Raw genomic sequence first — 21,682 nt, 5'->3', positions numbered from 1 at the left:
CCTCTCCTTCGGGTGGTGGCTCCTCTCCTTCGGGTGGTGGTTCCTCTCCTCCAGGTGGTGGTATTAACAACAGTGAATACTCTTGATTCGTTTCACCATCCTCTGCAGAAACCATAATGTTAATTTCATCATTACCTGGTGATGAATATTCGATCTCATAATTAGCAAATAGATGGCTTGTCACGACTTCAACTTCAGGAAACTCATGATTGTCTGAAAACCATTCATACGTATAATCAAATGTAAGTGGATCAAACCCTTGAAGCGGTTCACCATTAACAACGATCGCTTCTAAAGTAGCATCCGTTCCTAATTGAGAGATCGTCTTACTTTCTCCTAATACAACTAATTCTACAATTGCGATACAAGCATTTTCCATTGCTTGCATAACGACTCGTACTTGCGTAGTTGTTATTGGCTCAAAGGTTAATGAAGCTTCTGTTGTTTGAACCGTCTCATCTAATTCCAACTCACTTTTCTCAACCTCTTCCCAATCACTTCCATTCCAATATTCGACATGTAAGGACGAAGGAGGTCTTGTGCCATCTTCATCATCATAGAAGAAGAAGTCAATATGAGAAATCGTTTCCTCTTCTCCAAAATCGATCGCTACCCAATCTTCCTCACGCCAAGAATTAGGATCCCAATTCGTCCATCTATCATTCGAATAATCATCATCATGAATATACCGAACATTATCCCACTGACCTGTGAAAGAAGCCGAAGCTTGTGGAAACTCAAGATTGACATCTCTAGGATTTACCGCAACATTTTCCAATGCTGGTTCCCCTACTTGTACATACCCTTTCACTTCTACCTCTGTACCTGTTAATGTTCCAGAAATAGCGAATTTCCCTAATGTCTGATATAACTCTGAATCGATTGCCTCCCACGAAACATTCACTTGACCTTTGACACCATTTTCTAATAAAACAGGCACTCTACTCGGCAAAGACGGCGCATGTCCGACAACAGCCTTTAGAAGAACTGGTTCTACCTTCATGACATGACTCACGATGACAGTTGCAACTACAGTTGCACCTGTCCCTTCTATCTTTCCTTCTATAGTAAATTCATTCTCTTCTGCGTATAAAGCCGCATCAACCTCTTCCCATTCAACAGAACGAATAACAGGAGACCCATCACCATACGTAATCGAAATTTCTGTAGGTAGCTCTGGCTTGATACCTGGAATTGTCACAATTTCAACGGCTTCCATTTCTGTGATGCCCGTTCTTTGTATGTGCCAAATTTGATGATTTCCCGCATTTGGATTCCACACACCAACAGGTGCATTTTCATTCGTTGATTCTCCACCAACTTCTAAGAGCGTTCTCGTTTCAGCATTTAATAATGTATATTCACCATTTCCAAATGTAGAAAGAAGCCACTTTTGACGATCATCACCTTCATCTTTTTCTTCCAATATCGCACCATCGTTTACACTCAGTACTTTCCCTGACGATTGATGAACAATATAATAGTATTCGATATGACTGAATCCTGTCGTTGCCTTTTGAATCAGCCAATGTTGGCTCTCTTCTTCGTCTCCTTTTGCTTTTTGCACAATGGATTCGTTATCTGTTCCGATATCCAATGCTTGCCCACTATTTTTATTGATGAAATGATATGGTTGTTCTTCCTTTAGAAAGACGTTATCCATATTGACGCCCGATACACCTGAAATCACAAAGGTCGTAATGGATTGTGGCTGCACATTCATTGTAAGTGCTTCGTCATGAACGGTAATATCTTCTTTTTTAGCTAAATTATCTGTAGGCGATGTCACATATACTTCTGCCCTCGCATTTTCAGCGATCGTTCCAAAAGCACTTAAATCAATTTCTACCTTCTCTTCCTCTGCTGAATGGTTCGTATAGACGACGACAGCATAGTCCTGTTCATCATCAATTGCCGCAAGTGTATCGCGATTGTTTGAATTGATAAATTGATACCCCGGACGGATGAACTTACTATATTGCCCCATTGCATAATATTTTTTATTAATATGATAGTCTAATTGTTGAAAATCATCTGGTTCAAAGTCAACATGAATTAACCCCCAGTTCATATTCTCGTGCTCAGCATTCATGTTCACTTCATCTTCAATCGCTTGCCATAATACCCATGCTTTTGGCTCTAGCTCTTGTATATCGGTTTGAATACGCTCAGATAAGGCTAAGGCTGGGCGGATATCTTCATGGTTTTGTGGAATACCACTAGGACCTAAATCAACCTCTGACATCCACAATCGTGTGCCAACTCCTTTTGCGATATCTCTCACACTCGTCCGTTGTGCTGGCCAATATGTGTGTACATTTAATTGTCCAATATTCGCTCGTGTCGTTTCATCATAGCGCTCCCAATTATAGCGAAAGCGACTTGGATTCGTTTCATCCATTGCTGATACGACCGTATCAACAGCAGAATCACTTAACTGTTTATAAAGAGCATTAATCATAGCCGCTTGTGTTTCTGGAGCCCAGTTGGCTCCTTCTTGCCGATTTCCTGCACCCCAATAACCGTTATTAGGCTCATTGATTGGTGATAGCGTCTCAAATTGAATCCCTTCGTTTTCTTCTAAATATTCAACAACACGAACTAAATACTTCGCGAAATTTTCAATCTGATCAAACTTAATATTATCGTCCCATGAATTGAAGTTACCCGAAGTATAGCCGCTTTGTGTCATAAAATAAGGTGGTGAATTAGAGAACGCTTCAAACGTATCAGCACCTCTTTCCATGGCCGCTTTCACCCACCACAGCTGATTTTCATCAGCTTGCCAATTCCAATGCGTTGGATTTGAAGGGTCCCACCAATTCTCTTGCTCCTCCCAGCTTTCATCTGCATCTTCTGGTGGCCCGAATTCAGCAGGTCGATTCCAATAACCAGGCACAGCTCCACCTAAACGCATATATGGCTCTGTTTCTGGTGAATCTCCACCACCAATATTGTACCTTCCAATGTTCAAATGAAGACCTTCTTCTGCAAATAGTAAGTCGGCAAGCTCTTCCTTTACCTCATCTGGCCAGCCGCCAATCACATTCGCAAACCAAACGAGAGCTGTCCCCCAGCCATCAAACGGTTCATGTTGATAACTAGGATCTAGTTGAATCGATTGGTCGATATTCGTTGTTGCAGTTGCCTGAAAGGAGTCAGCTGACCATGCTGGTATAAATGTACTAAACAGAAACAATATACTAATTCCAATTATTGTTAAGCGTTTCCTCATCACATCTTCCTCCTTCTATCAAGTTGAGAACTTCAAACAAGTTTTAGCAAGTAGAAAACTTTACCACCCCTTTGTTGAAATCGGTTTCATTGTTGTTAATAATAACACCTCTCTACTGTTCACAGTTAGAATTATCTTTCGATTGATTCGTCTCATTTTTGTCTATTTCGTTTACAGTTTTTTATACATTTGTACTATTTTTTGTTTCTATCACTTTTTTTAGTTTCATAGAATTTTCACGATATTCACTGGGGGATTGTTTCGTCACCTTTTTAAATACTTTGCAGAAGTAACTGTGGTCGGTAAACCCTACTGCACGACAAATGTCAGATATAAGTACTAGATCACTTACTAACAATTTTTTTGCCTGTTCAACTCGAAGTTTATTCAAATATTCAATGAAGGTCTCTTTACTATGGGTCTTAAAGTATTTTGAAAAATAGGAAGAATTGAAATGAAAATGACTTGCGACATCATTTAAAGAAATCGGTTCAGCGTAATGCTCTTTCATATATGATTTTATTCGAAATATGCACGTTTTACCTAAGTGCTTTTGAGGTAAAACAATTCTCTCTTTTACTTTTTCGACAAAACGATTCCACACCAATAAGACCCTTCTTATATGAGGAGAATCGTCTATATATTTAATATATGGCCACTTCATTTGATCAATGTCAGACCTCTTATTCATGAGGAATGAGGAAAGAGTCATGATCATCGTCTGAATAAATCGTTTAAATTCGTATTCCTTTTGATTATATTCGGTGGATAAATATGTGATATGCGTTTGTAAAGAGGAAAACGCCTGATCATAATGTTGAGCTCTTAATTGTTCTAGAAACAAGTCTAAATCAAAATGTCGTTTTTTAAATACTTGTGAAGGTAAATCTTTCATTGTAAGGAACGTTTGATTAGGAAAGAAAAATGTATACGTAAACAGTTTACAAAGCTCATTCATTCCTACTAAGCATAGTTGTTGAATGCTCTCATACGTACTTGACAAAACATAATAGGTACGCTGATGACTGTTAATCTTACTTAAATGAGAAATTGATTGCTTAATACTTGATAAGCGTTTTAGATTTACATTAATAAGAAAGATCACTTTTCTCCCCTCTTCTAATAGAAACCAAGGTATGATTTCTTGCTCACTCTGTAAGGCTTCTAAAATATGATCACATTGATATTGGATATACACCTCATTTTTGATAACGCTTTCATTTTTAAGCCCTAAAAGAAAAAAGTGACTATCTTTAAAATAAGATGCTATTGCCCCTATGTTTCTAAAATTCTTTTCAAATACGGCCATTTTAAATAAGTGATTTACATAACCCTTTCTCTCCTTTCTTATGAGATGTATCGCTTTTTCTAATGAATCGAGTAGCTTATTATGATTAATTCTATGTTTTAATATGACATCAACAATTCCACAATTACTTGCATCATGCACATAGTCAAACTCACCAAATTCACTTAATAAAATCATTTGTATATGGGGAAATAGCTTTTTGATTGATTTAATCAAGCTTTTCCCATTCATAATAGGCATGACCGTATCTGTGATCACAATATGAACGGTTTCCCTACTAAGAAGCTCCAATGCTTCTTTCCCATTTGAAGCTTCACCCACGATTGAAAAGCCCTCCTGTTGCCAATGAATCAAATGTTTGAGCCCTTCCCTAACTAGACACTCATCATCAACAATAACAACATTCCAGCCGCTGTTTTCCACCTACACTCCTCCTTCTTCTTGAATTTGAATGTGGAATTCTTTCAGACTCGACATTAACTTGATCTCCAATCACAGCCTTTCTAATTTCTGAATTTGCTTTAAATGATGAGCGTCATGTTTAACAAAGATCGTAACAAAGCTTTCGATAGAGAATCGGCGTTTTCCTGCCCCAATCATAAAACGAATACGATCATCGACCGTTTCTAGTTCACGAACAAGCTTCTCCCTTGTTTCAAGAAATAAATCGATAACTTGTTCAGCAGTGTAATCTTTGACAAGCTCAAGCCCTTTTTCATTATGCTCATCGTGATCTGGAAATGCTTGTAATCGCGCACCATCAGCTAGATTAGGCACCATTTGCTTCAAAATGTACTCATCCCAATAATACATATGAGCAATCACTTCTTTCGTCGACCATTTCCCCTTAGCAATCGGTTGTAGTAAGAACTCCGTAGACTTCTCCTTCAATCTCTTAACCTCGTCCATTGTTTGTTGAAATTGTATGAGCTGTTTATTCATCATAACCTCCTAGAAATTTGCTTAAAATATACATTAACATAAAGTGACAAATGAATATACTAATGAGACATTTGATCTCCTTGAGCGTAGCTGAGTAAAAACGCCTTTGAGAATCATTTTCTCAAAGGCAGTCTGTATAGAAAAGATATTTGTATGTTTCTATATTTTTTCATAAAACCTATTGACAAAGGTTAGAAAAAGAAGCAAAATGAACGCGTGTACATTATATGAAGTAAGGTGGTGGTTCCGTTAGCAACAAGAAAAGATGTCGCGCAACGAGCTGGCGTCTCTGAAGCTACAGTATCACGCGTCTTTAATAACATAGCTCCGTTACGCGAAGAAACAAAGCAAAAGGTTCTCGAAGCAGCAAAAGAGCTAGACTATCATCCAAATGCCATTGCACAAAGTTTCGCCAAAGGAAAAAGTGGAAACATCGGTGTCATTGTTCCTTATCTACCAAAGGTTCGTATTCTATCAACGTATTATTTTTCTGAGATCCTGAGTGGAATTGGTATTAAATTGGCTGAACAGAACTATGGCTTACTCCTTTTATTTCAATCACCTGACGAACAACTTGACTATACGCAGCTTTTCCACTCACAAAAGGTCGATGGTTGTATCATTCTCGGTTCAAAGGATACCGAATCTGAGCGTGAGTCTTTATCAAAGCTTCACCAAGCAAGCGTTCCATATTGTCTCGTTAATCAAACTTTTCAAGATGAACCATTTTACTCCATTGATGCTGAACATTATGAAGGAAGCAAACAAGCCGTTACCTTTCTCATAAAAAAAGGCTATCAAAACATTGCCTTTCTTAACGGACCTAGCACGTACTCAAACAGTCAAGAACGGAAGCGCGGCTATCAATCTGCCTTAATGGAAGCAGGGATTCCTATAAATAACCGTTGGATATTCCAAGGTAACTATAGTCGGACTAGCGGAATGAAAAAAGCGCAAGAAATAGCTCCCATTATGACAGAAATTGATGCTATATTTGCTTCGAATGATCGAATGGCAATTGGGTTAATGCAAGGCTTAAATGAATTAGGCTATGAAGTAGGACGTGACTATGCACTTATGGGCTATGATGATTCTGATCTCACTCGAATGGTTCACCCACCGCTTAGCTCTGTGAAGGTTCCACTATTCGATATGGGAAAGCTAGCTGCCCATCATGTATTGACGAGGTTAACGAAACGACATACGAATGCCATTCATGCAAGATTACCAGTCACAATCAAAGAGCGTGCCTCAACTCATATCAAAAAATAAGTGAAAGGATTGAGAAGCATGAAATCAATTAATATCGGGATGGTAGGTTATAAATTTATGGGGAAGGCGCACAGTCATGCCTATCGTGACCTTCCAATGTTCTTTCCGAAGCACATTCGTCCAGAAATGAAAGTCATTTGTGGACGTAACTCACAAGGTGTATCTGAAGCTGCGACACAATTCGGTTGGCAAGAGTACACGACGGATTGGAATGATCTTATTAGTCGTGACGATATAGACGTTATAGATATTAATGCACCGAGCGATGCTCATAAAGAAATTGCGATCGCTGCAGCTAAGGCCGGCAAGCATGTCTTTTGCGAAAAACCGTTAGCGCTTACACTCGAAGATGCACGTGAGATGCTTGCCGTTGTCAAAGAGACAGGTGTAAAGCATATGGTGAACTTTAACTATCGATTTACGCCTGCTGTTATGCTAGCTAAGAAGCTGATAGATGAAGGGCGTTTAGGAAAGATTCATCACTTTCGCGCTTGGTTCCTCCAAGATTGGATCACAGACCCTAATTTCCCTCTAGTATGGAGATTACAAAAGGAGGTCGCCGGCTCTGGAGCACACGGTGATTTAGGGGCACACTTAATCGATATGGCTCACTACTTAATCGGTGACATCTCAGAAGTCATTGGCATGAACGAAACGTTCATTAAAGAACGACCACTACCAACAGAAATGACTGGTTTATCTGCATCAGGTGACGAAAACTCACAAAAAGGCGAGGTTACTGTTGATGATGCCACATTATTTATGGCTCGGTTTGCAAACGGAACTCTCGGTAGCTTTGAAGCAACTCGCTTTGCGACAGGGCATCGTAGTACAAATTCTTTCGAGATTAATGGAAGTAAAGGAAGCGTCATCTTTGACTTCGAACGCTTAAATGAGCTTCAAGTGTACTTTGAGAATGACGAAGAAGATGTTCAAGGCTTCCGTCGTGTTCTGGCAACCGATGATGCTCATGCCTATTCAGACGTTTGGTGGCCAACAGGTCATACGATCGGCTATGAGCATACATTTATTCATGCTGTAACCGAATTGCTAGAAGCTTTTGCAGAGGATCGCCAGCCTGTTCCAAACTTTGAAGATGGGGTCAAGTGTCAGCAAGTATTAGATGCTGTTGATTTATCAATTGAAAAGCGCCAATGGGTTCAAGTTTCAGACTTATAAACTTTCATTTAGGAGTGATCATATGAACAAAAAAGCATTAATCGTCTGGGGTGGCTGGGATGGCCATGAACCAGAGCAAGTTGCTCATCTATTTAAAACCATATTAGCAGAAGAGAATTTTGAAGTTGAAGTATCTGATACATTGGATGCTTACAACGATCCGGAGAAACTAGAATCTCTGGACTTAATTGTTCCTCATTGGACAATGGGAGAAATTGAAGGTAAATACGTAGCCAACATTTCCAGAGCTGTGCAAGCTGGCGTTGGCTTAGCAGGCTGTCACGGAGGAATGTGTGACTCCTTCCGTACGAATGTTGATTGGCAATTCATGACAGGGGGTAACTGGGTCGCTCATCCTGGTAATGATGGCGTTGATTACACAGTTAACATTAAAAGCACATCCAGTCCCATTTTAGAAGGGCTTTCAGATTTTGAAGTATGTAGCGAACAATATTACCTACATGTTGACCCGGCAGTAGAAGTACTGGCAACGACTCGCTTTCCTGTCATTGAAGGCCCCCATTCCTTAAATAAGTCAGTTGACATGCCTGTCGTTTGGACGAAGCGCTGGGGTATCGGTCGTGTCTTCTATAATTCCTTAGGTCACGTAGCTAATATTATCGCTATGCCTGAAGTTTCTCTTATGATGAGAAGAGGATTCTTGTGGGCAGCAGAAGAAAAAGCTTTATATAGTGGAAAACAAGAACAGATTAACACTGCCTATACAGCATGGGTGATAGCCAATTATAACGAATTATTCGGAGGAAAAAATGAACACAATTAAAGTAGGTATTATCGGCTGTGGAAATATTAGCACGATTTATTTTAAAAATTGCCACACCTTGAATCATATTGAACTCGTTGCTTGTGCTGACTTAAGCCTTGAAAGAGCTCAAGCACAGGCAAATAAATTTGGAATCGAGAAGGCTTACACCGTGGATGAAATCCTTAATGATCCTTCGGTAGAGCTCATTATTAACTTAACGATCCCGAAAGCACATGCAGACGTCTGCCTTAAAGCTCTTGATGCTGGAAAGCACGTCTATACGGAAAAGCCTTTTACTGTAACAACAGCTGAGGCGAACGCCATTTTACAAAAGGCCAAGGAAAAGGGTCTTCTCGTCGGCTCTGCTCCGGATACCTTTTTAGGTGCTGGAATTCAAACAGCCATTCAGGTGATTGAAAGAGGAGAAATTGGTACACCAATTGGCGCATCAGCCTTCATGATTGGGCGTGGCCACGAGCACTGGCATCCTGATCCTGCCTTTTATTACGATGAAGGGGGTGGTCCTATGTTTGATATGGGACCGTATTATTTAACAGCTCTCACCGCCCTTCTCGGACCAATGAAAAAAATAGCCGGCTCTGCTCGTATTAGTTATCCAGTACGAACGATCTTAAGTGAACCGAAAGCAGGAGAAAAGGTCACTGTCATGACTCCTACGCACCTATCTGGGGTTATTGATTTTGCAAATGGTGCGATTGCAACCTTAACAACTAGCTTCGACGCATTCGGAGGCTCAACCTTACCACCTATCGAAATTTACGGCAGTGAAGGAACGATGCTCGTACCTGACCCTAATACATTCGGTGGTGTCGTTAAAGTAAGGAAACGTGATGAACAGGATTTTAAAGAAATCTCACACACTCATCAATTAGTAGAAAACAGTAGAGGCATCGGGGTCGCTGATATGGCTAATGCGATTTTAACTAGTCAGCCTCACCGAGCGAGTGGCGAATTAGCGTACCATGTATTAGAAGCGATGCATGGCTTTCATATCTCATCAGAAAGCGAAACTCACTATAAAATGAAAAGCACATGTAAGAAGCCAAAACCATTTCCACAAGACGTTACTTTTTTCTAAGAAAAACGCGACTGCTTAGCCGTTACAACGGGTTTACTTTGAAAAGCAAAAGTGAGCCCCCACAGTACGTAAGAGGCCACTGAAAAAGTGAAAATCGCACTTTTCAGTGACCTCCTCTTAAACTATTTCTTTATGGCATCTCCATTTTCTAACCAGTATACCTCATTATTTGTTAATTCGACCTTTGAGCCTTCTAAGCACGAAATCAATTCTGTTTCATTTTGCGCCCCAATCAAGGCAGCTGTTGGAAATGGTTGATTTAATACATAGGCAAGTGCTATTTGGATAGCCGTCACACCTTTTTCCACAGCTAATTCTTCTGCACGTCGTAAACGCTCCCAATTAGCATCACTATAAAAGACACGAACAAGATCCTCATTGCTACGATCTTCAGGTGAAAAACGTCCTGTAAAAAACCCTCTTGCTTGTGAAGACCAAGAAAGAATCGGAATTTGATTACGTTCGTGCCATTTGCAATCCTCTGCTTCTGCTGAAACACAACCTGACCAAAACGGCTCGTTAGGCTTTGCCAAGCTTAAGTTCGGACTGCTAAACGTAAAACCAATCAATCCGTTCGATTGTGCATACTCATTCGCTTCTTGAATACGTTGGACCGTCCAGTTAGAGCCACCAATCGCTTTAATTCTTCCAGCCACAATATGCTCATTCAATACATCAACAATTTCACTAACCGGAACATTCAAATCATCTCGATGTAGAGCATATAAATCCACATAATCCGTTCCAAGACGCTCTAAACTTTCAAACAAGTCGTTTGTAATCGCTTCTCTATTAACTCTTGGACCACTCTCATCATGGTGTGCTCCCTTCGTTAAAATAATCACATCCTCGCGATTTCCTCGCTCCTTCATCCACTGTCCAATGGCTACCTCACTTTCTCCACCACAATATACATGCGCCGTATCAATCGTATTTCCACCAATTGAAAAATACCGATCTAACACTTCACAAACTTTGTCATAATTGCTTGGACGAAAATAATCTGACCCTTGAACTAATACAGATAATCGTTTCTCTATTCCTTCAATTTTGATTGTTTTCATATTAAAGACCTCCTACTTGATTTCAATGCGCTGTCGCTGTTCGGCTGATCTTAAGCATGCATCAAGCACTTTCATATTTAAGACAGCATCTGAAACGGGATAAGGAAGAGGCTCACTACCACGAATCGTTCTTCCTAAAGCATCTGCTTGTAATGCATATTGATTAAGTTTCGGAACTTCAACTTCTGATTTGCCATCATTCGTCATCACATAAAAATGATCTTCCTCCGATTGATGAGCAACAAACGCCGAAGGAACTTCGATTCTCCCTTCAGTCCCGACAATTTCAAGTGTATTTCGAAATGCCGCCCACATCCCACAATCAAACGTCATGGCGACACCGTTCTTAAATTCCAACAAACCTGACGCCATCATATCAACACCATCATGCTCATCAGAGAAAAAAGCATGAACCGTTGCTGCTTGTGGTTCCTGTCTTAACAGCATACGCGCTGCACTAATTGGATAAACACCTACATCATATAAAGATCCTCCACCCCATTCTTTCTTATAGCGCACATTGCTCGAATCCTCGGCATTATTAAATGTAAATGTTCCATGTATTCCTCGTATTTCTCCAATTCTTCCTGATTCCATCACTTCGCGAACCATTGCATAACGAGGGTGGTATCGATACATAAACGCTTCTGCAAATACAACTCCTGCTTTTTCACACGCCGCTTCCATTTCTTTCACTTCTTCTGTATTTAATGCTGCAGGCTTTTCACATAAAACATGTTTACCTGCTTCAGCAGCGCGAATTGTCCACTCTTTGTGAAGATGATTCGGTAATGGAATATAGACCGCTTCTATCGTAGAATCATTTAGTAATTCTTCATAGCTGCCATATGCAATTGGTATAGATAATTCCTTTGCCGCTTCCTCAGCCTTTTCCTTATTTCGACTAGCAATCGCCACTACTTCTCCTGTTTCTGATTGCTGAATTCCTGGAATAACAGACTTCTTCGCAATATTTGCACTTCCGATAACTCCCCAACGAACCTTTTCCATCGTCATCCTCCTTTAAATTAACACTATATTGCTAGTATAATAAATAAAGAATAAAATAAAAATATAAGCTTATTGACATCAAGTAAAACAATATTGTCTTGAAAGGCACTTATCAGACTTTTCTCAAGTAGCTCAACCAACTTCGGTATTTTCACAAATCATTTAATCATAACAACAAGGAGGGCACCTTATGCAAAGACAAGCACTATTCCCGACATTAACAAAGCATGAATATCTCATTTTACCTGAATCAATTGGACATTACACGGACGAACCAGATCATTATGTCAAAAGAGATGTAGGGACATTAAATAACTTTAGTATTCATTTTATTCTCTCAGGTACTGGTTACGTAGAAATTGATCAGGAACGTTTTTTAGTTAAAAGAGGAGATGCTTTCTTATATTTCCCCATGCAGCAGCAATGCTACTATAGTAGTGAAGATGACCCTTGGGATGTGAGATGGGTACACTTTTACGGAGATCATCTTCAACCATTTCTATCCGAAAAAGGCTTTCAACGGTTTATCTTATGGAAAGCTCAACAAGTCACCCATTTAGAAGCTACGCATGAAAAGCTTCTTCAAAAAGCTGACCAATATTGCTTACGACAGCTGTCACCCATTTCAACAGCAACTTATGCCTTTCTCATTGAGTTCATCACAAACGTACAGCCAAGACATGTAACTGAAAAATCAGAACTAGATGATCGTATTCACAGTCTGTTACCACAGATGCAAGATAAAGCCTGTGAACCTTTTGAATTGGACTATTGGGCAAATGAAGCAAAGGTCAGTAACTATTATTTTTGTCGTTTATTTAAACGCGCTACCCAAATGACTCCAATGGCATTCATTACATTATGTCGATTACAGCGCAGTAAACAATTATTACTTAAGGATAAACAAATGACCATTAAAGAAATTGCTGAACGATCAGGCTATACGAGTATTAGTTATTTCAATAAACGCTTTCTTGAACACGAAGGAATGACTCCGACTGAGTATCGCCAAATGTATCATTAGCACTGCATAGCGAACTCGTTTCAGCAAGCTGAAACATCGAACATTTAGAGAGAGTCTCGTCTCCCCCTGAAGCGAAGTTCCCACCTAGCTGACGCTCTGAGGTAGGGGTCTGTAACTCTTAAAAGATTTTAAGGATCAATCGCACATTTGCTCACACAATGACTTGTGATACAATATTGTCTAGTAACCGACAATATGGAAAAATGATACACAGAGAATTTAGAAGATAGGATGATACTAATGGACCACACGAATTCCAATTTCATAAGAAACCTCATAAAGAAAGATTTAGAGACAAAGAAGAGAGACCACATCGTCACTCGCTTTCCTCCAGAACCTAATGGCTATTTACATATTGGGCATGCAAAATCAATCGTCATTAACTTTGGCTTAGCGGACGACTTTAACGGTAAGACGAACCTCCGTTTTGATGACACGAATCCTTTGAAGGAGGACACAGAATATGTCAATGCGATCAAGGAAGATGTTGAATGGCTTGGCTACGATTGGGATGGTCTCTTTTTTGCCTCTGATTACTTTCAAGAAATGTATGAACGAGCTGTCTTACTTATTAAGAAAGGAAAAGCATATGTTGACGACTTATCTCAAGAAGAGATTCGCCAATACCGTGGAACATTAACAGAAGCAGGAAAGGATAGTCCGTATCGAAATCGTTCCATTGAGGAAAACCTTGACCTTTTCAAGCGCATGCGTAACGGTGAATTTGCCAATGGTGAAAAAGTATTACGTGCAAAAATCGACATGAGTTCACCGAACATCAACATGCGTGACCCTGTTATTTATCGTATTGCTCATGCGACACATCATAATACGGGTAATACATGGTGTATTTATCCGATGTATGCCTTCGCTCACCCACTTGAGGATGCCATCGAAGGTGTGACTCATTCGTTATGTACAACAGAATTTGAAGATCAACGTCCTCTCTACAATTGGGTCGTCGCTGAGTGTGAAATGGAGCATGTACCCGAGCAAACTGAATTTGGTCGTTTGAACATTACGAACACTGTGATGAGCAAACGTAAATTGAAGCAGCTTGTAGATGAAAAGGTCGTTGACGGCTGGGATGACCCTCGTATGCCGACGATTTCAGGTTTAAGACGTCGTGGTTATACACCTGAAGCGATTCGTGAATTCGTTAAAGAAACAGGCGTATCCAAAGGGGCAGGTGAAGTCGATTCTCAAATGCTAGACTATTTTGTTCGTGAAGATTTAAAGATGAAAGCTCCACGAACAATGGGAGTCATTCGCCCTCTTAAAGTCGTTATTACGAATTATCCTGAAGGGCAAGTGGAATGGCTTGATGCTGAAATTAACCCCGAAAATCCAGATATGGGTAAGCGACAAATTCCTTTTTCTCGCGAGATTTATATTGAACAGGAAGACTTTATGGAAAATCCACCGAAAAAGTATTTCCGCTTGTTCCCAGGAAACGAGGTTAGGCTGAAGCATGCTTATTTCATTAAATGTGAAGAAGTAATCAAAGACGCAGAAGGAAATGTGATCGAAATTCATTGTACGTATGATCCTGAAACCAAAAGTGGAACAGGCTTCACAGGTAGGAAAGTGAAGGGCACGATTCATTGGGTAGAAGCATCCCAAGCCATTCCAGCCGAATTCCGCTTATATGAACCACTGCTATTAAAGGATAACTTAAATGAGGAAGAGGGCGAGGAAAAGGACTTCCTTGACCATATTAATCCTGATTCCATGCAAGTGCTTAACGGATATGTTGAACCGACAATGAAAGACGTTCAAGTACAAGAGAAGTTCCAATTTTTCAGACATGGTTACTTTAATGTTGATCCTAAAGACTCAACAAAAGAGAAGCCCGTTTTCAACCTAATCGTCTCATTGAAGAGCTCGTTTAAATTGTAATAAAAACTTGCTCAGAATAACGAAATCATATGAGATATAACCGCACCACAAACCCCATTGGAATCCCAATGGCTGAGAATTCGGACATCCGGAGAACGTAGCAGAAGAAATAATACGTAAACTGAAGGGCACCGAAAAAGTTTTTCAACTTTTTCGGTGCCCTTCACATTCCTATTGTCCGTACACATCCTTTTAAGCGACATGTTCACGAACAAACCTAAAGATCAACGTTATAATTTAAGGATAGCTCATCACCTGGTAACCCTCGAATTCCCCAATGATGCTTCGGTGTTTCAAAAATCGTTAATTCAATATCTTCTTTCCTTACCTTACATTTACTCGTAAGTCTCTCATACAACAGCCGAATCAACTTCTTTTTCGTTGCAACCGAGCGTCCTTCAAACATACTGATTTCAATAATCATATAGTCCTCACTTCGATCATTTGAAAAGAAGAAATCCTCCTCATCCATTAAGAAAAATCGTTGAAATTTTTTCTCTTCTGGAAACGCTAATGCATCAACCATACAAGAATGAATGACACTAGATACTAGCTTCTTCCGCGAGTTTAATACCTCTTTTAACCCAAATACTTTCACTTGTCCCATACTCATCTCACCTTTCTCATCTCAGCTAAGCTCTACTTTCACTATACCTATTCTATATGCTACCTTATCATTCCTTCTTCATATTCAAATCAAACTACTTTCAATTTCTTTAAGCTTGTAAAAGAAGCCCTTCCTCTCCAATAACTCTGCATACGTCCCGACTTCAATAATCTTGCCTTCATTCATGACAACAATTTGATCCATTCGTTCAAGCCCTGAAAGTCGATGACTTATGAGAATGAACGTATCCTCCTTAGCTTGCTGTAAAAGCCAATGATAGAGCTTTTTCTCTGTTTCCAAATCTATGGATGAAGTCGGTTCATCGAGAAGCCATAAACGTCCACCTTTAGCACCAGCTCTTGCCAAAGCTAATCGCTGCTTTTCTCCTCCTGATAAATTTTCTCCACCTTCCATCACTGCATCATCCAATTTGAAGTGTGATAACTGAACATCCTCTAATAGTTGCTCTAACTGTTCCTTCGACCACTCACTCTCAGATAAAAGTAGGTTGTCTCTGACAGTCCCATAAAAGAACTGACTCCGTTGAAAAACAACATTTGCATGTGCCCAAATAGATTCTTGATCTATTTGCTCAATTGGCACATCGTTCACAAGGAGTTCACCTTCTGCCTCATACCATTTCAATAATAAATGCATGAGCGTAGATTTTCCAGAACCACTCGGACCAACAATCGCTGTTTTCGATCCTGACGGGAAATCAATTGTGATATTCTCCACTGTCTTACGGAATTCATTGCCAAATCGAAATGAAGCACGACGGAAAGAAAGCGATGGTGCGCGTTCACTCCTACTTAATTGAGTAGGAACGCTCTCTCTTTTATCATCTTGAGCTGTCACAGCCTCCAACCGTTTTGCAGCTTGTTCACTTTCGTCATAATGAATCGGAAATATAGCCATAGGTACCGAATGTTCAAAGACAATAAAGCTAATCATGACAAGCATTGCTAATAAAACACCATCTAACTGTCCAGTTGTAACGAAATAAGCTCCAATAGCAAGGACAGACCATGAAATAAGATGTGCGACTGCCACATTAAGTGCTTGATTAGAAGCAGATTGTAATCCTTCCTGTTTTTGCTCTAGCACATACACTTTTGACTGATCTCCTAATTGCTGTTCTTTCCCTTCTAGTTGCTGATGAATTTTCAATTCTCGAAATCCATAGAACCATTCCGCTACATCAGTAGAAAGTTGTGCCCGCTCTTGACGAATCTCGCTACTGATCTTCTTTTGCCTTTTAGCAAACCAAGCTGGGATGACAACCCCCGTCAAGAACAGACCGATAAGTAAGCAAGCAGCAATAACTATCGACGAAAATGAAACAAAGAATATCGTACTAAAAAAAACTAATACCATAATGATCGGCGGATAGAGAACGCGCAAAAAGAAGTTTTGCAAGCTTTCCACATCACCAACAATTCTCGCTAACAAATCACCGCTACGGTACGTTTGAAATAAAGAAGCACCTATCTTTTCTACTTTTTCATAGAAATAAACGCGCATATCACTAAGCATTGTGAAGGTTGCGCGATGAGAGTAATACCGTTCGGCATACCGACTTAAAGCTCGAATGAAGCTGCCGATTTTCACGACCGCTACCATAGCTATTAATACATACATTGGGGGCTCTAGGGCAGCTTGAGAAATTAGGTAACCATTTGCAGCAAATAAGCCGACGGCCGTCACACCAGCCAAAAAGCCAAAAATGACCGATAAAACAACATCTTTTTTTTCCCTCATCATTAACCGTACAATAGGTAGAAGCTCATTCATGCTCTAGTCCACCTCCCGCTTCTCTGAAAACATTTGCTCGTAACGTTCAGATTGCTTCAATAATTGTTCATGCGTACCCTCAGCTAACAACGTTCCATTTTCTAGAAAAAGAATATAATTAGCTCTCTTAATCGTTTGCAAGCGATGAGCAACAGTTATGACAAGTGCTTGCTTAGCGAGCTGTTCAATCGAATCATGAAGCACTTGCTCAGTCACTAAATCTAGACCAGAAGTCGGTTCATCAAATAAAACAATGGCTGGCCGCTTTAAAAAGGCACGACTAATCGCAATACGTTGCTTCTCACCTCCTGATAACCCTCTTCCACCTTCTCCAATCATCGTTTGAAACTCGGCAGGGAACGAAGTAATGACATCAAGAATGCCCGCTTTTTCAGCAGCATCCCTTAACTCCTCCTCCGTTACTTCTAATCCCATCGTCATATTTTCAGCAATCGTACCGGCAAATAAATAAGGGTGCTGTGTGACATAACTAATTTGGTTAAACCATTCACTTTCCTTATACGACGTTAATGGAAGATCGTTGACGTACATTTCACCTTCAGTAGGCTGTAGCAAACCAGACATGATATGTAATAATGTCGTTTTACCAGCTCCACTTTTTCCAACTAACGCCACTTGTCCATGTCGAGGGAAACGAGTGTTTATGCCATTTAATTTAAAGCCCTCTGAGCAATATTGGAAGTGAACATTTTGTAACTGCAAGGAGGAAATCCTCTCATTGAATCGCTCCTGCCCCCATTCCACTCGTTGCTCCTTTTTTTGAAGCTCTTCTTCGATCTTTTCTGCTGCACCGCTACTACTTCTCCCAGCATGAAACGCACTTCCTAGCTCCTTCAATAAATTAAAAAATTCTGGAACGAGTAGTAAAATAAAAAAGGCTGTAAAAAAATCAATTTGCTGAAACACAATTAAACGTAGCCCTAGCTCGAGCGCAACAAGCCCAATACTAAGCATCGAAATAAATTCCAACATTAACGAAGAGGTGAAAGCCACCTTTAATATTTCCATTGTCGTATCACGAAAACGTAAGCTACTTTGACGAATGATCTCTTTGTATTTCTTTGATTTTCCGTATACCTTTAAGCTTTCAATTCCCTGTAACGTATCAAGAAAACGTCCTGAAAAAGCTTTCATGCTTTCTAGTTTTTCTTCTGATTTCCGCTGCGTCATTCCGCCAATAATCGCCATAAAAATAGGGATAAATGGTGCTGTTACTAGAAGAATCAAGCCTGAATAAACATGTTGGCTAAAAATCACAATTAAGATCATCACTGGAGCAATTGTCGAAACCATTCGTTGGGGCACGTATTGACGAAAGAAGCTATCTAATTCATCCACCGTATCAAGCATGACACTAACCTTTGCACCAGATTGCCCTTGGTAGGACATTGATAAAGATTCATTTCCATATGCCTGCAATAATCGTTTGCGAATATCCTCTTTGATCTTCGTCGCCATACTGACACCTATTCGGTTGCTCCAATAAGAAAGCAATGCTCTCATTAATAAAACAACTAGTAGCACAGCTAATAGAACAATGACGTGTTCAAACGTTACATTTCGTAGGAACACGTCATTTACAATCGTTACAATCAAATACGCTTGAGCGATAACGACTACTCCAAAAGTAATTGCTACAACATATAACAAGGAATATGATTTCCTTTCAGCTGTTGCTAACCTTTGCAATATTTTCATCAGTTAATCCTCATATTTCGTACTTTTATGTGCCATAACAAAGGAAAGCACAATCGCAAACCCGGCGACAAGAAGAGGAGCATAAAATAATAGAAAGTTGTGCATCTTATCGTTCCTCCTTATTTCCCTTTTTGAATATATGGTTTGTTCATAATAAATAATTTAAACACTAAATAAAGTGAAGGAATCAGTAACATGAAGCCTAAAATAAAGACGACAATTAATGTATAAGCCATCGTTTCATTTGTAAACCCATCATAAATCGTCACATCTGGATATAATAAATATGGGTATCGTGAAACTCCGTAGGCGTAAAAGGCAATCGCAAATTGTAGCACAACAAAGATAAACGACTTACCATATAACTGCTTCCTTAATAGCAATAGGCTAACGATGAAACAGACAAACGAAAGTCCAAACAACCACCATAATGATAGTAATCCTTCATAATGGGTGGGATTATGCCATCTCATTTCAATAATAATGCCTAGTGCCGTTACAATCGTTGGAAAGCTCCATATCCACGTATACTTTTGAAAGAGGTTCAAAGCTTTCTCATCTTTTGCAACAGATGAATAATAAGCTAGAAAGCTGGCAGAGATAAACAAAACACTAACAAGACTTAGAACAATAATGGACCATGCAAACGGACTTGTAAATAACCCAATATAATCGAGTTCAATCCGCCCAGATGGCGTTGTATGAATAAAACCACCTTGGGACACAATTAACGCTGTCGTTAAAGACGCGGGAATAAGGACCCCGGTTATTCCATACATAAGTGTATAACCGACATGACCTTTTTTTGTCCCGTACGTCCCAAATGCATAGTAGCTACCACGTAGAGCTAATAAAATAATCGAGATACTAATTGGGATTAAGAGAACTGTTCCAAAATAGTAAGCTGTACTTGGAAAGAAACCGATCATCCCAACAAAGAAAAACACAAGAAAGACATTCGTAATCTCCCAAACAGGGGACAAATAACGTTGAATGACCGTATTCACAATGTGGTTCTTCTTCGTCACAATCGTAAATGCATTAAAGAAGCCTGCCCCAAAATCAATAGAAGCAATAATGACATAGCCAAACAGGAATAGCCACAAGACAGAAATCCCTACAATTTCAACGGTCATTTCGCAATACCTCCCTTGACGTCAGTCTGCTTTTCTAATTCTTTTTCAACCGGGTTATTTTTAAACATTCTCGATAATACAACACCCGTACCAACAACTAAAATCAAATAAAGCACGGCAAAAGCAATAAACATCACCCATACGTATGGTGAGTCAGTCGCTCCTTCAGCCGTTGTCATATAACCTCTCATAATCCATGGCTGTCGACCCATTTCAGCAAACCACCAGCCAGCTTGAATGGCGAGCATCGCCAAAGGGCCCGAAGCAACCAGCAATCGGCGGAATAACTTCGTTTTAATAAACGACCAATTACAATAAAGGGCCACTATATAGAAAAATGCCAAAGCAGTTAAACCAATACCAATCGTAATCATGATGTCAAAAAAGTAGTGAACAATATACGGAGGATGATATTCCTCAGGAAACTGATCAAGGCCGATTACTTCACCTGTAAAGTTACTATGCACTAAGAAACTTAACGCATATGGAATACGTATCGCATATTTAACTTCATTCGTTTCCGTCAACACACCATACAGCACGAGCGGCGCTTCTTCTTCTGTCTCAAAATGCCATTCTGCAGCAGCAAGCTTCTCAGGTTGATATTCTGCTAAGAACTTCCCTGAAAAGTCACCTACAACAGCAGTCGCGATTGAAAAGATAAGAGCCACCTTCATCGTTAACGCAAGTCCTTTACGATGATACTCGTGACGATTTCCCTTTAATATATGATAAGCTGCAATCGAAGCTAGAACAAAGGCAGTCGTCATATATGCTGATGTAAGCACATGTCCAACCTTCGTTGGCATCGCTGGATTAAACATCGCCAAAAACGGCTGAATATTAGTCAATTGGCCATCAACTAATGCAAACCCTTGTGGCGTATTCATAAATGCATTAACAGACGTAATAAATAATGCTGACATCGCTCCCCCGATTAATACGGGAATTAAGAGCATAAAATGTTTAAATGGATTTTTGAAACGGTCCCACGTATATAAATAAATCCCTAAGAAAATGGCTTCAAAGAAAAACGCAAAAGTCTCCATAAATAACGGTAACGCAATAAGTTGACCAGCAAATTCCATAAAGCTAGGCCATAAAAGCGCTAACTGGAGCGCAATCGCCGTTCCGGTCACAACCCCAACCGCAACTGTAATCACATACCCTCTTGCCCATCGTTTTGCCATAAGTAAATAATGCTCATCATTCCTCTTCAAGCCGAGCCAGTGAGCAATAAGTATCATAATCGGTACACCAACGCCGAGAGTCGCATAGATGACATGGACTGACAATGTCAGCATCGTTAAATATCGACTAAATTCAACTGAATCCATCTTCTCTCCTCCTTGTCCTCTCCCTTTCATAAGCAGAAGATACTATCTATTGTATAACGGAAATGTATGTGAAAAATATCACAAATAAAACAATTTTGTTACAAACGAGTGATGAATTTATGACAGAAGCAACCCGCATAGAGGGTTGCTTCATGCGTCGTGCTAAGCCGTTACAAGATCTTAAGCTTTTCTGAATGTGCGGTTCTTTCAGAAATACGTGTAACGAGCGAAGCCGACGACACCTGCGAATTCACTTAGATTTGCTCAACTAAAAAGACATGTTAACCAT

General features: G+C 39.8%; 17 protein-coding genes. 6 read left to right on the top strand and 11 right to left on the bottom strand.

Annotated elements, in window-relative coordinates; genetic code table 11:
• The 3 genes from JCM9152_RS21220 to JCM9152_RS04515 form a co-directional block, all read right to left on the bottom strand.
• The coding region (locus JCM9152_RS21220) for a glycoside hydrolase (RefSeq protein ID WP_052015558.1) at positions 1 to 3,235 on the bottom strand (3,235 nt) is incomplete at its 3' end.
• 181 nt (positions 3,236 to 3,416) lie between these two features.
• Complete coding sequence (locus JCM9152_RS04520) at positions 3,417 to 4,967, bottom strand: response regulator transcription factor (protein WP_035341444.1); 1,551 nt, start codon at positions 4,965 to 4,967, stop codon at positions 3,417 to 3,419.
• Positions 4,968 to 5,036: 69 nt separating this feature from the next.
• Complete coding sequence (locus tag JCM9152_RS04515) at positions 5,037 to 5,486, bottom strand: DinB family protein (RefSeq protein WP_035341442.1); 450 nt, start codon at positions 5,484 to 5,486, stop codon at positions 5,037 to 5,039.
• Positions 5,487 to 5,726: 240 nt separating this feature from the next.
• Here JCM9152_RS04515 and JCM9152_RS04510 point away from each other — a divergent pair, with 240 nt between their 5' ends.
• The 4 genes from JCM9152_RS04510 to JCM9152_RS04495 are packed head-to-tail and all read left to right on the top strand — an operon-like array spanning position 5,727 to position 9,802.
• Positions 5,727 to 6,758, top strand: a complete 1,032-nt coding sequence (locus JCM9152_RS04510) for a LacI family DNA-binding transcriptional regulator (RefSeq protein WP_035341440.1) — start codon at positions 5,727 to 5,729, stop codon at positions 6,756 to 6,758.
• A gap of 18 nt (positions 6,759 to 6,776) precedes the next feature.
• A complete protein-coding gene (locus JCM9152_RS04505) occupies positions 6,777 to 7,937 on the top strand; it encodes a Gfo/Idh/MocA family protein (protein WP_035341438.1) in 1,161 nt (386 codons plus the stop codon).
• 22 nt (positions 7,938 to 7,959) lie between these two features.
• On the top strand, positions 7,960 to 8,721 hold the full coding sequence (locus JCM9152_RS04500; RefSeq protein WP_052015557.1) for a ThuA domain-containing protein: 762 nt from the start codon (positions 7,960 to 7,962) through the stop codon (positions 8,719 to 8,721).
• On the top strand, positions 8,708 to 9,802 hold the full coding sequence (locus JCM9152_RS04495) for a Gfo/Idh/MocA family protein (protein ID WP_035341436.1): 1,095 nt from the start codon (positions 8,708 to 8,710) through the stop codon (positions 9,800 to 9,802). Before JCM9152_RS04500 ends, JCM9152_RS04495 begins: the two co-directional genes overlap by 14 nt.
• Before the next feature lie 122 nt (positions 9,803 to 9,924).
• On the opposite strand, the gene JCM9152_RS04490 is transcribed toward JCM9152_RS04495, so the two are convergent.
• Both JCM9152_RS04490 and JCM9152_RS04485 read right to left on the bottom strand, forming a co-directional pair.
• Positions 9,925 to 10,866: an aldo/keto reductase gene (locus tag JCM9152_RS04490; RefSeq protein ID WP_035341434.1), complete on the bottom strand. Its 942-nt coding sequence runs from the start codon at positions 10,864 to 10,866 to the stop codon at positions 9,925 to 9,927.
• A 12-nt stretch (positions 10,867 to 10,878) separates the two neighbouring features.
• A complete protein-coding gene (locus JCM9152_RS04485; RefSeq protein WP_035341432.1) occupies positions 10,879 to 11,883 on the bottom strand; it encodes a Gfo/Idh/MocA family protein in 1,005 nt (334 codons plus the stop codon).
• A 184-nt stretch (positions 11,884 to 12,067) separates the two neighbouring features.
• Between JCM9152_RS04485 and JCM9152_RS04480 the strand changes: the two genes are divergently transcribed.
• Both JCM9152_RS04480 and JCM9152_RS04475 read left to right on the top strand, forming a co-directional pair.
• Positions 12,068 to 12,901 carry an AraC family transcriptional regulator gene (locus JCM9152_RS04480; RefSeq protein ID WP_035341429.1) on the top strand — a complete coding sequence of 278 codons (834 nt, stop codon included), beginning with the start codon at positions 12,068 to 12,070 and terminating at the stop codon, positions 12,899 to 12,901.
• Between the two features lie 240 nt (positions 12,902 to 13,141).
• Positions 13,142 to 14,800 carry a glutamine--tRNA ligase/YqeY domain fusion protein gene (locus JCM9152_RS04475; protein WP_035341426.1) on the top strand — a complete coding sequence of 553 codons (1,659 nt, stop codon included), beginning with the start codon at positions 13,142 to 13,144 and terminating at the stop codon, positions 14,798 to 14,800.
• 217 nt (positions 14,801 to 15,017) lie between these two features.
• On the opposite strand, the gene JCM9152_RS04470 is transcribed toward JCM9152_RS04475, so the two are convergent.
• The 6 genes from JCM9152_RS04470 to JCM9152_RS04450 all read right to left on the bottom strand — a co-directional run bounded on the left by JCM9152_RS04470 (position 15,018) and on the right by JCM9152_RS04450 (position 21,393).
• Positions 15,018 to 15,407, bottom strand: coding sequence for a tautomerase family protein (locus tag JCM9152_RS04470; RefSeq protein WP_035341423.1), 390 nt, complete (start codon positions 15,405 to 15,407; stop codon positions 15,018 to 15,020).
• Positions 15,408 to 15,491: 84 nt separating this feature from the next.
• Complete coding sequence (gene cydC / locus JCM9152_RS04465; protein ID WP_035341420.1) at positions 15,492 to 17,201, bottom strand: thiol reductant ABC exporter subunit CydC; 1,710 nt, start codon at positions 17,199 to 17,201, stop codon at positions 15,492 to 15,494.
• Between the two features lie 3 nt (positions 17,202 to 17,204).
• On the bottom strand, positions 17,205 to 18,920 hold the full coding sequence (gene cydD / locus JCM9152_RS04460; protein ID WP_035341417.1) for a thiol reductant ABC exporter subunit CydD: 1,716 nt from the start codon (positions 18,918 to 18,920) through the stop codon (positions 17,205 to 17,207).
• A gap of 3 nt (positions 18,921 to 18,923) precedes the next feature.
• Positions 18,924 to 19,025: a cytochrome bd oxidase small subunit CydS family protein gene (cydS, locus tag JCM9152_RS24270; protein WP_439644190.1), complete on the bottom strand. Its 102-nt coding sequence runs from the start codon at positions 19,023 to 19,025 to the stop codon at positions 18,924 to 18,926.
• A gap of 14 nt (positions 19,026 to 19,039) precedes the next feature.
• Positions 19,040 to 20,056 carry a cytochrome d ubiquinol oxidase subunit II gene (locus JCM9152_RS04455; RefSeq protein ID WP_035341414.1) on the bottom strand — a complete coding sequence of 339 codons (1,017 nt, stop codon included), beginning with the start codon at positions 20,054 to 20,056 and terminating at the stop codon, positions 19,040 to 19,042.
• On the bottom strand, positions 20,053 to 21,393 hold the full coding sequence (locus JCM9152_RS04450; protein WP_035341411.1) for a cytochrome ubiquinol oxidase subunit I: 1,341 nt from the start codon (positions 21,391 to 21,393) through the stop codon (positions 20,053 to 20,055). The genes JCM9152_RS04455 and JCM9152_RS04450 overlap by 4 nt, the downstream gene beginning before the upstream one ends.
• Positions 21,394 to 21,682 lie beyond the last annotated feature (289 nt).

Origin of the sequence: Halalkalibacter hemicellulosilyticusJCM 9152, from assembly GCF_000513115.1 — a bacterium.
GTDB lineage: Bacteria > Bacillota > Bacilli > Bacillales > Bacillaceae_D > Halalkalibacter > Halalkalibacter hemicellulosilyticus.
This window is presented reverse-complemented; position numbering and strand designations above follow the sequence as displayed.

What these genes read in the sequence shown, in the direction of transcription:
- JCM9152_RS04485 (WP_035341432.1), bottom strand. Translation starts at nt 11,883, where the DNA reads ATGACGATGGAAAAGGTTCGTTGGGGAGTTATCGGAAGTGCAAATATT.
- JCM9152_RS04470 (WP_035341423.1), bottom strand. Translation starts at nt 15,407, where the DNA reads ATGGGACAAGTGAAAGTATTTGGGTTAAAAGAGGTATTAAACTCGCGG.
- cydD (WP_035341417.1), bottom strand. Translation starts at nt 18,920, where the DNA reads ATGAAAATATTGCAAAGGTTAGCAACAGCTGAAAGGAAATCATATTCC.
- cydC (WP_035341420.1), bottom strand. Translation starts at nt 17,201, where the DNA reads ATGAATGAGCTTCTACCTATTGTACGGTTAATGATGAGGGAAAAAAAA.
- JCM9152_RS04450 (WP_035341411.1), bottom strand. Translation starts at nt 21,393, where the DNA reads ATGGATTCAGTTGAATTTAGTCGATATTTAACGATGCTGACATTGTCA.
- JCM9152_RS04480 (WP_035341429.1), top strand. Translation starts at nt 12,068, where the DNA reads ATGCAAAGACAAGCACTATTCCCGACATTAACAAAGCATGAATATCTC.
- JCM9152_RS04515 (WP_035341442.1), bottom strand. Translation starts at nt 5,486, where the DNA reads ATGAATAAACAGCTCATACAATTTCAACAAACAATGGACGAGGTTAAG.
- JCM9152_RS04500 (WP_052015557.1), top strand. Translation starts at nt 7,960, where the DNA reads ATGAACAAAAAAGCATTAATCGTCTGGGGTGGCTGGGATGGCCATGAA.
- JCM9152_RS04455 (WP_035341414.1), bottom strand. Translation starts at nt 20,056, where the DNA reads ATGACCGTTGAAATTGTAGGGATTTCTGTCTTGTGGCTATTCCTGTTT.
- JCM9152_RS04475 (WP_035341426.1), top strand. Translation starts at nt 13,142, where the DNA reads ATGGACCACACGAATTCCAATTTCATAAGAAACCTCATAAAGAAAGAT.
- JCM9152_RS04505 (WP_035341438.1), top strand. Translation starts at nt 6,777, where the DNA reads ATGAAATCAATTAATATCGGGATGGTAGGTTATAAATTTATGGGGAAG.
- JCM9152_RS04495 (WP_035341436.1), top strand. Translation starts at nt 8,708, where the DNA reads ATGAACACAATTAAAGTAGGTATTATCGGCTGTGGAAATATTAGCACG.
- JCM9152_RS04490 (WP_035341434.1), bottom strand. Translation starts at nt 10,866, where the DNA reads ATGAAAACAATCAAAATTGAAGGAATAGAGAAACGATTATCTGTATTA.
- cydS (WP_439644190.1), bottom strand. Translation starts at nt 19,025, where the DNA reads ATGCACAACTTTCTATTATTTTATGCTCCTCTTCTTGTCGCCGGGTTT.